Source organism: Mesorhizobium sp. CNPSo 4671 (assembly GCF_057784245.1).
This window is the reverse complement of the sequence record NZ_JBWLUW010000009.1, coordinates 122,591-133,351: the sequence shown is the minus strand read 5'-3', so window position 1 is coordinate 133,351 and position 10,761 is coordinate 122,591. Positions and strand designations below refer to the sequence as shown.

The 10,761-nt window shown below is 62.3% G+C and carries 11 protein-coding genes; 8 read left to right on the top strand and 3 right to left on the bottom strand.

Going from position 1 to position 10,761, the window contains the following annotated elements:
- Window positions 1-6: 6 nt before the first annotated feature.
- Window positions 7-1,260 carry a tyrosine--tRNA ligase gene (gene tyrS / locus AC04SF_RS24405; protein WP_488479856.1) on the bottom strand — a complete coding sequence of 418 codons (1,254 nt, stop codon included), beginning with the start codon at window positions 1,258-1,260 and terminating at the stop codon, window positions 7-9.
- 367 nt (window positions 1,261-1,627) lie between these two features.
- Here tyrS and AC04SF_RS24400 point away from each other — a divergent pair, with 367 nt between their 5' ends.
- The 4 genes from AC04SF_RS24400 (at window position 1,628) to AC04SF_RS24385 (ending at window position 5,293) form a co-directional block, all read left to right on the top strand.
- Entirely contained in the window at window positions 1,628-2,362 is a 735-nt protein-coding gene (locus tag AC04SF_RS24400) for a glycosyltransferase family 2 protein (protein ID WP_488479855.1), read from the top strand.
- Window positions 2,355-2,687: a lipid-A-disaccharide synthase N-terminal domain-containing protein gene (locus AC04SF_RS24395; RefSeq protein WP_010909058.1), complete on the top strand. Its 333-nt coding sequence runs from the start codon at window positions 2,355-2,357 to the stop codon at window positions 2,685-2,687. Before AC04SF_RS24400 ends, AC04SF_RS24395 begins: the two co-directional genes overlap by 8 nt.
- 95 nt (window positions 2,688-2,782) lie before the next feature.
- Complete coding sequence (locus AC04SF_RS24390) at window positions 2,783-4,432, top strand: ArnT family glycosyltransferase (RefSeq protein WP_488479854.1); 1,650 nt, start codon at window positions 2,783-2,785, stop codon at window positions 4,430-4,432.
- A 111-nt stretch (window positions 4,433-4,543) separates the two neighbouring features.
- Entirely contained in the window at window positions 4,544-5,293 is a 750-nt protein-coding gene (locus AC04SF_RS24385; protein ID WP_488479853.1) for a phosphatase PAP2 family protein, read from the top strand.
- On the opposite strand, the gene AC04SF_RS24380 is transcribed toward AC04SF_RS24385, so the two are convergent.
- Together AC04SF_RS24380 and AC04SF_RS24375 are read right to left on the bottom strand one after the other, a co-directional pair.
- Complete coding sequence (locus AC04SF_RS24380) at window positions 5,290-5,940, bottom strand: FMN-binding negative transcriptional regulator (protein WP_488479852.1); 651 nt, start codon at window positions 5,938-5,940, stop codon at window positions 5,290-5,292. The genes AC04SF_RS24385 and AC04SF_RS24380 overlap by 4 nt on opposite strands.
- Window positions 5,941-5,962: 22 nt before the next feature.
- The gene (locus tag AC04SF_RS24375) at window positions 5,963-6,637 is read right to left on the bottom strand and encodes an alpha/beta hydrolase (RefSeq protein ID WP_027042409.1); all 675 of its coding nucleotides are present in this window, start codon (window positions 6,635-6,637) and stop codon (window positions 5,963-5,965) included.
- 240 nt (window positions 6,638-6,877) lie between these two features.
- Here AC04SF_RS24375 and AC04SF_RS24370 point away from each other — a divergent pair, with 240 nt between their 5' ends.
- The 4 genes from AC04SF_RS24370 to sufC all read left to right on the top strand — a co-directional run bounded on the left by AC04SF_RS24370 (window position 6,878) and on the right by sufC (window position 10,743).
- On the top strand, window positions 6,878-8,056 hold the full coding sequence (locus AC04SF_RS24370; RefSeq protein ID WP_488479967.1) for a cysteine desulfurase family protein: 1,179 nt from the start codon (window positions 6,878-6,880) through the stop codon (window positions 8,054-8,056).
- Between the two features lie 186 nt (window positions 8,057-8,242).
- Window positions 8,243-9,760, top strand: coding sequence for a Fe-S cluster assembly protein SufB (sufB, locus tag AC04SF_RS24365; RefSeq protein WP_096445255.1), 1,518 nt, complete (start codon window positions 8,243-8,245; stop codon window positions 9,758-9,760).
- Window positions 9,757-9,954 (top strand): hypothetical protein, encoded by a 198-nt coding sequence (locus AC04SF_RS24360; RefSeq protein ID WP_488479851.1) that lies wholly within the window; start codon window positions 9,757-9,759, stop codon window positions 9,952-9,954. Before sufB ends, AC04SF_RS24360 begins: the two co-directional genes overlap by 4 nt.
- A 33-nt stretch (window positions 9,955-9,987) precedes the next feature.
- Window positions 9,988-10,743 carry a Fe-S cluster assembly ATPase SufC gene (gene sufC, locus AC04SF_RS24355; protein WP_056562278.1) on the top strand — a complete coding sequence of 252 codons (756 nt, stop codon included), beginning with the start codon at window positions 9,988-9,990 and terminating at the stop codon, window positions 10,741-10,743.
- The last annotated feature ends 18 nt before the right edge of the window (window positions 10,744-10,761 follow it).

Here is a 10,761-nt window from a genome sequence, read left to right as displayed (position 1 = left end):
ACCGCCTCAGGCCGGCCGCACCAGAACGTGTTTTTTCTTGCCCAGTGAAAGCTTTACGACGTTTTTCGGACTCAGATCCTGAAGCGTGACCATGCGGCGGTCGTCATTGACCAACTGGTCGTTGATACGCACCGCGCCGCCCTGGATGTGCCGCCGTGCCTCGCCATTGGACGAGGCCAGCCCGGCCGTGACCAGCAGCGACAGAATGCCGACGCCGGCTTCGAGTGCTGCCTTGTCGGCCCCGACAGTCGGCAATGTATCGGCGAGCGCGCCTTCCTCGAAGGTCTTGCGCGCGGTTTCCTCGGCCTGGTTTGCCGCTTCACGGCCATGGACGATCGCCGTCGTCTCCGTGGCCAGGATCTTCTTGGCTTCGTTGATCTCGGAGCCGCCGAGTGCGGACAGCCGCGCGATCTCATCGAGGGGCAGGCGGGTGAATATCTTCAGGAAGCGCTCGACATCGGCGTCCTCGGTGTTGCGCCAGTACTGCCAGAAATCATAGGGCGAGAAGAGGTCGCCGTTGAGCCACACCGCACCCTTTGCCGATTTACCCATCTTGGCGCCGGACGATGTCGTCAGCAGCGGCGTGGTCAGGGCGTAAAGCTGCTGCGTGCCCATGCGATGGCCGAGATCGACGCCATTGATGATGTTGCCCCACTGGTCCGACCCGCCCATCTGCAGGCGGCAGTTCTGGCGTCGGGCAAGTTCGACGAAATCATAGCCCTGCAGGATCATGTAGTTGAATTCGAGGAACGACAGCGACTGCTCGCGGTCGAGCCTGAGTTTGACGCTGTCGAAGGTCAGCATGCGGTTGACGGAGAAATGCCGGCCGACATCGCGCAGGAACTCGACATAGTTGAGCTTCATCAGCCAGTCGGCATTGTTGACCATGATGGCGTCGCTCGGGCCGTCGCCGAAACGCAGGATGCGGCCGAAGATGCGCTTGATGCCTTCGATGTTGGTGGCGATCGCTTCGGGCGTCAAAAGGCTGCGCTGGTCGTCGCGGAAGGACGGGTCGCCGATCATCGACGTGCCGCCGCCCATCAGCGCGATCGGCCGGTGTCCGGTTTCCTGCAGCCAGTAAAGCATGGTCGCGGAGATCAAATTGCCGATATGCAGGCTGGTGGCGGTGGCGTCGTAGCCGACATAGGCGGTGACCGTTTCCTTGGCGAAAAGCTGGTCGAGGCCGGTCTCATCCGAAATCTGGTGGATGAAGCCGCGCTCGCTCATCGTGCGCAGGAAATCGGATTTGAAGGCAGGCATATTCTGTTTCCCGAAAGCGTCCAGCCGGTCTGATGCGGCCTATGTGAAGGCGCGCGTTTAGCATCCAAGCGCGATCAGCAAAAGTGGAATCCGGTTTTGCGGCAGATCGCGCTTCAATCAGCAACTCGCGATCAACAAAAGTGGTTTCCGGTTTTGCGTCGGGTTGTCATGCGCCAAGGGTCACAAGATATCAGGGTGATCACCCGTTGTTGAAACGGTGCGACGAGCCGTCCGGCACGAATGCTTGCTTCATCGTTTCGGCTGGCGTAATGAGGCGCCGCGCCAAAGGTTCTTGCAGCCCACGACCTCGAGCGGCACCGCACGGCATCCATTAATGCCATATCCGACGACAGAGCCCCGACGCGACATGCCGGACGCATTGATATCCATCGTCATTCCTTGCAGGAACGAGGCGGCAAACCTGCCGCTGCTGATCGACGAAATCGAGGCGGCGATGGCCGGGCGCGACTTCGAACTGATCATCGTCAATGACGGCTCGACCGACGAGACCGCGACCGTCCTGGCCGAGCAGACGGCACTTCGCCCGTTTCCGGTGCGGGAATTGCGGCATCAGAAATCCGCCGGTCAGAGCCTTTCTGTGCGCTCTGGCGCCTGGGCAGCACGCGGCAGCATCGTCGCCACGATCGACGGCGACGGCCAGAACGATCCGCAATATATTCCTGTGCTGGTCGACGCCTTGCGGCAGGCCGGGCCCGATTTCGGCGCCGCCCAGGGGCAGCGCCTCAAGCGCCGTGACAGCAAGGTCAAGCAACTGGCGTCGCGCTTCGCCAACTGGCTGAGAAACGCCATCCTGCACGACGAGACTCGTGATACCGGCTGCGGCCTGAAGGCGGTCCACACCGACATCCTGCGCAAACTGCCGTTCTTCGACGGCACCCACCGCTTCGTCCCGGCCCTGGTCATGCAGGAAGGCTATCGCGTCGTGCATTGCGACGTCGTCGACCGCTCGCGCCGGCACGGCAAGTCGAACTACGGCATTTTCGACCGCGGCCTGCAGGGCGCGCTCGATCTCGGTGGTGTCTGGTGGCTGCGCCGCCGGCGCCGCAGAATGCCAAAAGTAGAGGAAATCAAGCGTGTTTAACGTGCTTCAGGAACTGGGAACCTGGCTTCATCAGGTCTTCATCAAGCAATTCGATGCGTGGATCCTGCTCGGCTTCGTTGCGCAGTTCTTCTTCACCATGCGCTTTGTCGTGCAGTGGCTCGCCTCGGAAAAGGCCAAGCGCAGCGTCGTGCCGGTGGCCTTCTGGTTCTTCTCGCTGTTCGGCGGTGGCCTGCTTCTGATCTACGCCATCCAGCGCCAGGATCCGGTGTTTATCGCCGGCCAGGCCATGGGCATGTTCATCTACATCAGGAATCTCTGGCTGATCGCCAATGAGCGCAAGGCGGCGATGACCAAGGTCGATTGAACGGCCTGTCGAATGATCTTTTGCATGTCGTCTTCCCAAAACCGCGGCACACTTTTGGGCGACATGCCGGTGAGAATGATTACAGAGGCTAATGCATGGCGTTGAACAGGAACTACATTCTTCTCTTCCTGTTCAGCCTGGTGATGACGGTTTCGGGGCTGGCATCGCTGCCGCCGATCGACCGCGACGAGTCGCGCTTCGTCCAGGCAACCAAGCAGATGGCCGAGAGCGGCGACTATGTCGACATCCGCTTCCAGGACGCCTCGCGCTACCAGAAGCCGGTCGGCATCTACTGGCTGCAATCGGCGGCCGTGACGCTGAGCGGCAAGGGCGCCGAAGCGCCGATCTGGGTCTACCGCACGATCTCGGCGCTGGGCATTGCCATTGCGGTGCTGGCGATCGCCTGGACGGGAACCAATCTTTTCGGCGCCAATGCCGGCATCGCCGCCGGTCTGGTGATGGCAGCGATCTTCGCCACCGCCTTCGAGGGCCGCGACGCCAAGACCGATGCGATGCTGCTGGCCTGCTGCGTGGCGGCGCAAGGCGCGCTGGCGCAGATCTATCTGGCGTCGCGCCGCAACGAACCGATCGCCGGCCATCTCTGGTGGATTTTCTGGATCGCGCAAGGCGCGGCGATCCTGATCAAGGGGCCGATCGCGCCGCTGCTGTCGGCGTTGACCATCGCGGTGCTGTTCGCCTTCGAGCGCGACGGGCGCTGGCTGTCGAAGCTCAGGGTTGGGCGCGGCCTGCTGCTGGTCGTGGTGATTGCACTACCCTGGCTTGCCGCGATCACCTGGAAGAGCCACGGCGCCTTTCTGCAGCAGGCGGTCGGCAAGGACATGCTTGGCAAGGTCGCGTCGGGCGAGGAATCGCACGGCCTGCCGCCTGGCTTCTACATGCTGACCTATTCGCTGTTCATGTGGCCGTTCGGGCTGATCGCGGTCGGCGCCGGTCTCCAGGCCCTCAACCGGCTGCGCGACGATGTCAGGCTGCGCTTCTGCCTCGCCTGGTATATCCCGTTCTGGCTGGTGTTCGAGCTCATCCCGACCAAGCTGCCGCATTATGTCCTGCCGGCCTATCCCGGCATGGCGCTGCTGATCGGCTGGCTGCTGACGTTGCAGCCGGAGGATGCCAATGCGCCGCTGAAGCGTTGGCAGCAATGGCTATGGTGGTCGACCGCATTCGGCCTGGTCGTGGTCAGCCTTGGCCTGGCGGCGGTCTGCATCGGAGCGCCGATCTACCTCACCCACACTTTCTCCTGGTGGAGCATTCCGGCCGCCGCCGCCGCACTCGGGACGGGCTACTTCGCTTTTTCGCGGCAGTTGCAGGTACCGCTGCCTCGCATCGGCGCCACCGCCGCCTGTGCCGGCATCACCTATGCCTTGCTGTTCGGCGTCATCGCGCCGTCGCTGAAGCCGATCTGGCTGAGCCCGGCGATCAAGCAGGCGGTGCTTGCCAACAAGCCTTGCGACACGACGGTGCTGGCTTCGGCACGGTATCAGGAGCCGAGCCTCGTCTTTTTGGTCGGCACCAAAACGGTGCTGACCGATGTCGGCGGCGTGGCGCAACATCTGCTCGCCGATCCCGCCTGTGCCTTGGGCCTGGTGCCGATCGAGGATGAGCAGAAGCTGAACGGCATGCTGTCGGTGCGTGGCAAATCGGCGAACCGTGTCGCCGAGATCGACGGCCTCAACTATTCGTCGGGAGACAAACTATCGCTCGGCCTCTATCGTGTGGCCCCGTGACGGCTCGTCCATGACAGGGTCGAATTCCCAATGCTCGTGAAATCGCGCCCTTCTGTTTCCAGTCGGCTCCTTAGGGTAGGGCGCCGATCCCTGAGCAATTTTGGCGACACAATGCAGATCGTCAGAAGGCGCTTCGCCGTTCGTCCCGCGCGTTACCCCAACATCGCATGGCCGGTTTGGCTCGTCGTTTGGGTGTTGCTGACTGCGGTGGCATTTGTTCGCCTCGACACACCGGCAGGGTTGCTGCATGGCCAATGGTCGGGAGCCAGGCTTGCCGAATTCCTGACCCAGTTCGCTCTCGGCGGCTGGTACCTGATCCCGTCGGCGCTTTTGCTCGTCGCGGCCAATCTGATCGATTGGCGCAGCCTTTCACGGCGGCGGCTGATGCTTGCCTACAACTGGACTTGCCTGGCTTTCCTGGTGCTGAGTTCCGTCGGCCTGTCAGGCCTGCTGGTCAATGTCCTGAAATACGCGATCGGCCGGGCCCGCCCGCTCTACTTCCAGGATTTCGGCGTGCTCGCCCTGCATCCCCTTGCCTTTGACGCGCGCTTTGCCGGTTTTCCGTCCGGCCATGCCACGACGATGGGGGCGGTGTTCGGCGTTCTCCTGCTTCTGTTTCCGAGGCGTTGGTACATCGCCCTGGTGATCACCGCCTTTCTCGCCTCGACCAGGGTCTTCGTCGGCGCGCATTATCCGAGCGATACGGTGGCCGGATTCGGCCTCGGCTGCGTCTTCGCGCTGGCTTGCGGGCTGGTGTTTGCGCGTCTCGGCTTCATCTTCCGTCCGACGCCGTCAGGATTGCCGATCCGCAAGGCATCGTTCCGGCTGATTGCTCGAAAAGATAGCTTAATGCTGGATTAATTGCCGTCCAGGCCGCCGTAGGATCTCACCAGGCGCGCCATGTCGGATGCGTTGGCGACTTCGTTTTCAAGGCCCTGGGCGACGCCGGCACGGTCGGCGACCGGACGATTCTGGCTGACCTTCCACTTGCCGTGGATCTCGCTGATTTCGATCTCCAGGCCGATGATGCCCTTGATCTGTGACTGGATGAAGGGTGGCGGCGCATCGGTCACCGCCCAGGGCGCCTCACGCGCACCTTCCTGGGAGGCGGTCAGATCGGCGATCTGCTGCGCCAGCCAGTCCTGGTCGTCGATCACTTTGGCCGTGCCGCGCACCTGCACGATGGCATAGTTCCAGGTCGGCACCACCTTGCCGGTCTCGCGCTTGGTCTCGTACCAGGACGGCGTCACGTAGGCATCGGTGCCCTGGAAGACAATTAGCACGGGCGACACAGGATTGTCGGCGATGAGACGCCAGTGCGGGTTGGCCTTGGCCACGTGAGCCCGCAGCTTGCCGTTCGGCGCTGCTTCCGCGTCGAGCAGGAAGGGAATGGCGTTGGCGACCGGGCCGTCAGGCCCGTTCGAGATCAGCATTCCGAGCGGGTGCGCCCTGATCAGTCCGTGCAGGACATCGGGCCGCGTTTCCTGGAAATGGGGAGGCTCGTACATCGGCGCTGGCGCCCTTCTTCGCTTATCTCAGCCGCTTCGGCCGCGGATCGGACAATTCGCCCGCCAGTCGGCGGTCAAGATAGTCGGCGCATTCCTCGATCAGCAGGTCGGCGTCGTTGGCGAAAAAGTGGTTGGCGCCGGGCAAGGTCTTCTGCGTGATGGTGATGCCCTTTTGCGTATGCAGCTTGTCGACCAGGCCCTGCACATCCTTCGGCGGCGCCACCTTGTCGGCATCGCCATGGATGATCAGGCCCGATGACGGGCAGGGCGCCAGGAAAGAGAAATCATAGGTGTTGGGCTGCGGCGCGATCGAGATGAAGCCCTCGATCTCGGGCCGGCGCATCAGCAGCTGCATGCCGATCCACGAGCCGAAGGAATAGCCGGCGACCCAGCAGCTCTTGGAATCCGGGTGCAGCGACTGCACCCAGTCGAGGGCAGCGGCGGCATCCGACAATTCACCGGTGCCGTGATCGAATTCGCCCTGGCTGCGGCCGATGCCGCGGAAATTGAAGCGCAGCGTGGTGAAATCGCGCTTCTGGAACATGTAGAAGAGGTCGTAGACGATCTTATTGTTCATCGTGCCGCCGAACTGCGGGTGCGGATGCAAGACGATGGCAATTGGCGCGCTCTTTTCCTTGGAGGGCTGGTAGCGTCCCTCCAGGCGACCGGCCGGACCGGTGAAAATGACCTCAGGCATGAAATACTCCACTTGGGTAATACGAATGCGCGGCGCCCGGAACGTGTCTTCCTCTGGCCTTGACGCAGCGCGAGCGTCTTCTTAGAAGCTAGTTTAGAACTGTTCAAAACTGAGTGGTCAGACGTCGAGCCCGGCCACCCGCGCCGCAAGCCGCGTAAATAGGACGGCTCGCCTTGGAATTTCAAGGAAATAACGCCATACGACAACCGAATGGCGTCTGACGGGACCAACTGGACGAAAATGGCCGCAAAACGCGCCTATCTCGACTACAATGCCAGTGCGCCGCTGCTCCCAGCGGCACGCGAGGCTATGGTCGCGGCGCTCGACGTGACCGCCAACCCGTCTTCGGTCCATGCCGAAGGTCGCGCCGCGCGGCGCCTGATCGAGACCGCAAGGCGCGAGGTCGCGGCTCTGGTGAATGCAAGGCCCGAACATGTCGTCTTCACCTCCGGTGCGACGGAGGCCGCCTCGACGCTGCTCTCCCCCGATTGGCAGATGGGGCGCGGCTGCGTGCGCATGAGCCGGCTCTACGTCAGCGAGGCCGATCATCCTTGTCTGTTGAATGGCGGCCGCTTCCCGGCGGCGCAGGTGACGCGCATCGGCGTTGACGCCAATGGCATTGCCGACCTCGACGCCTTGGCTGCGGCACTTGGCGATCATGACAAGGCCGATGGCCTGCCGCTGGTGGCGATCCATGCCGCCAACAACGAGACCGGCGTCATCCAGCCGATCGATCGGATCGCGCCGATCGTCAAGGCCGCGGGCGGTATCCTTGTCGTCGATGCGGTTCAGGCCGCGGGCCGCGTTTCCATCGACATGTCAGCGGGTTACGCCGACTATTTGATTCTGTCTTCGCACAAGATCGGTGGCCCCAAGGGCGTCGGTGCCATCGTTGCTGCTGCCGATCTGATGATGCCGAAGCCGCTGATCAATGGCGGCGGCCAGGAAAAGGGCCATCGCGGCGGCACCGAAAACCTCGCCGCCATTGCGGGCTTTGGGGCTGCCGCACGCGAAGCGCTGGCCGGGCTGCCGGCAATCGATGCGGTGCGCAAGCGCCGCGACGAGATCGAGACAATCGTGAAAATGCTGGTCCCGGACGCGGAAATCTTTGGAACCGGCGCGCCAAGGCTTGCCAACACGACATTCTTCGCTATTGCGGGCGTCAAGGCCGAAACCGCGCAGATCGCCTTTGATCTCGCCGGTGTGGCCCTGTCGGCCGGCTCTGCCTGTTCGTCGGGTAAGGTCGGACCGAGCCACGTGCTGAAAGCCATGGGCTACGGCGACAGTCTCGGCGCCTTGCGTGTGTCGATCGGTCCGGCGACGGGTGCCGAGGACATAGAACTGTTCCGCACCGCGCTGGCGGGCATTGCCGCACGGCAAGCCGCCAGGGAAAAGGCGGATAGAGAAGAAGCCGCGTAGCGGTTGGACGATTTTGGGCCTTTTGGCCTGGTAGAGCCGTGCGTTTGATGCTGGCCGGGTGAATTTCCGGTCGAGGCGCACTATATGGAACTTACGCTGCCGCGAGCGCTTCTTCGGCGTTCATTTCGGCGGTGCCATAGTTTGAAAACTGTCGGGCCTTGACCCCGGCGTGGATGGAGAACGCATATGCCTGCTGTGCAGGACACGATCGATCGGGTCCGAAAGATCGACGTCGACCAATACAAATACGGATTCCAGACGGAAATCGCTGTCGACAAGGCCCCCAAGGGTCTGAGCGAAGACATCATCCGTTTCATTTCGGCCAAGAAGGACGAACCGTCCTGGATGCTCGAATGGCGCCTGGAAGCCTATCGGCGCTGGCTGACGCTGGAAGAGCCGACCTGGGCGCGCGTCCACTATCCGAAGATCGACTTCCAGGACATCTATTATTACGCGGCGCCCAAGAGCACGCCTGGCCCGTCCTCGCTCAGCGATGTCGATCCCGAACTCTTGAAGGTCTACGAGAAGCTCGGCATTCCGCTGCGCGAGCAGGAGATCCTCGCCGGCGTGCAGAAGACGGATGCGTCCGATCTCGAGGAGCCTAGCGACAATGTCTACAAATCGGGCCGTGTAGCCGTCGACGCGGTGTTCGATTCCGTCTCCGTCGTCACCACCTTCAAGAAGGAGCTGGCGCAGGCCGGCGTCATCTTCTGCTCGATCTCGGAAGCCATCCGCGAGCATCCGGAACTGGTGCAGAAATATCTCGGCTCGGTCGTGCCGACCTCGGACAATTTCTACGCCACGCTGAATTCGGCTGTCTTCACCGACGGCTCGTTCGTCTTCGTGCCCAAGGGCGTGCGTTGCCCGATGGAGCTGTCGACCTATTTCCGCATGAACGAGAAGAACACCGGCCAGTTCGAGCGCACGCTGATCATCGCCGAGGAAGGGGCTTACGTCTCCTATCTCGAGGGCTGCACGGCGCCGCAGCGCGACGAGAACCAGCTGCATGCCGCGGTCGTCGAACTGGTGGCGCTCGACGATGCCGAGATCAAATATTCGACGGTGCAGAACTGGTACCCCGGCGACGCCGAGGGCAAGGGCGGCATCTACAATTTCGTCACCAAGCGTGGCGACTGCCGTGGCGACCGTTCGAAGATCTCGTGGACGCAGGTCGAAACCGGCTCGGCGATCACTTGGAAGTACCCAAGCTGCATCCTGCGTGGCGACGACTCTTCCGGCGAGTTCTATTCGATCGCCGTCTCGAACGGCTATCAGCAGGTCGACTCGGGCACCAAGATGATCCATCTCGGCAAGAACACGTCGAGCCGCATCATCTCCAAGGGCATCGCCGCCGGTTTCTCGCAGAATACCTATCGCGGCCAGGTCTCGGCGCACCGCAAGGCGACCAACGCCCGCAACTTCACCAACTGTGACTCGCTGCTGATCGGCGACCAGTGCGGCGCACACACCGTGCCCTACATGGAAGCCAAGAACTCGACGGCGCAGTTCGAGCACGAGGCGACGACGTCCAAGATTTCCGAAGATCAGAAATTCTACGTCATGCAGCGTGGCATTCCCGAGGAGGAAGCGATCGCGCTGATCGTCAATGGCTTCGTCAAGGATGTCATCCAGCAGCTGCCGATGGAGTTCGCCGTCGAAGCGCAGAAGCTGATTGGCATCAGCCTCGAGGGAAGCGTGGGGTGACAGAGGCGCGCAAACGCGAACCCGCAGAAAAACATGTCTACCTGCGGGATCGAGTGGATAACTGGGAAGCGGGCCTGGGCCTCGCATTCTGGCTGTGCGCGATAGGAATAGCGCTGCTCGCCGCGGCCTACTCGCCGGATGCCTTTTGGCAGGGGCTTTTGGAAGCCTTGAAGCAGTTGATGAATCGAGTTTAGCCAGGCAGACGGCTACTGATAGGACGAATGGAAATGCTTGAAATCAGAAACCTCCATGCCCGCATCGTCGATGACGGCACCGAAATCATCCGCGGCTTGAACCTGACGGTGAAAGCCGGCGAGGTTGCCGCGATCATGGGTCCGAACGGCTCCGGCAAATCGACGCTGTCCTACATCCTCGCAGGCCGCGAGGACTATGAGGTCACCGAGGGCGACATCCTCTACAACGGCCAGTCGATCCTCGAAATGGATCCGGCCGAGCGCGCTACTTCCGGCATTTTCCTCGCTTTTCAGTATCCGATGGAGATACCCGGCGTCGCGACGATGGAATTCCTGAAAGTGGCGATGAACGAGCAGCGCAAGGCGCGCGGCGAGGAGCCGCTGAAGATCCCGGAATTCCTGAAGCGGGTGAAGGAAGCCGCGGCGTCACTCAGCATGGACATGGCGATGCTGAAGCGGCCGCTCAATGTCGGCTTCTCCGGCGGCGAGAAGAAGCGCGCCGAGATCCTGCAGATGAAGCTCTTGGAGCCGAAATTGTGCGTGCTCGACGAGACCGATTCCGGCCTCGACATCGATGCGCTGAAGATCGTTTCCGACGGCGTCAACGCCCTGCGCGCGCCGGACCGGGCCTTCCTGGTCATCACCCACTACCAGCGCCTGCTCGAACACATCGTGCCCGATAGCGTGCACGTGCTCTACAAGGGCCAGGTCATCAAATCCGGCGACAAGTCGCTGGCGCTCGACCTCGAAGCCAATGGCTATGCCGGCGTGATCGGCGAAGCCGCGTGAGATGCCAGAAGGCAAGGT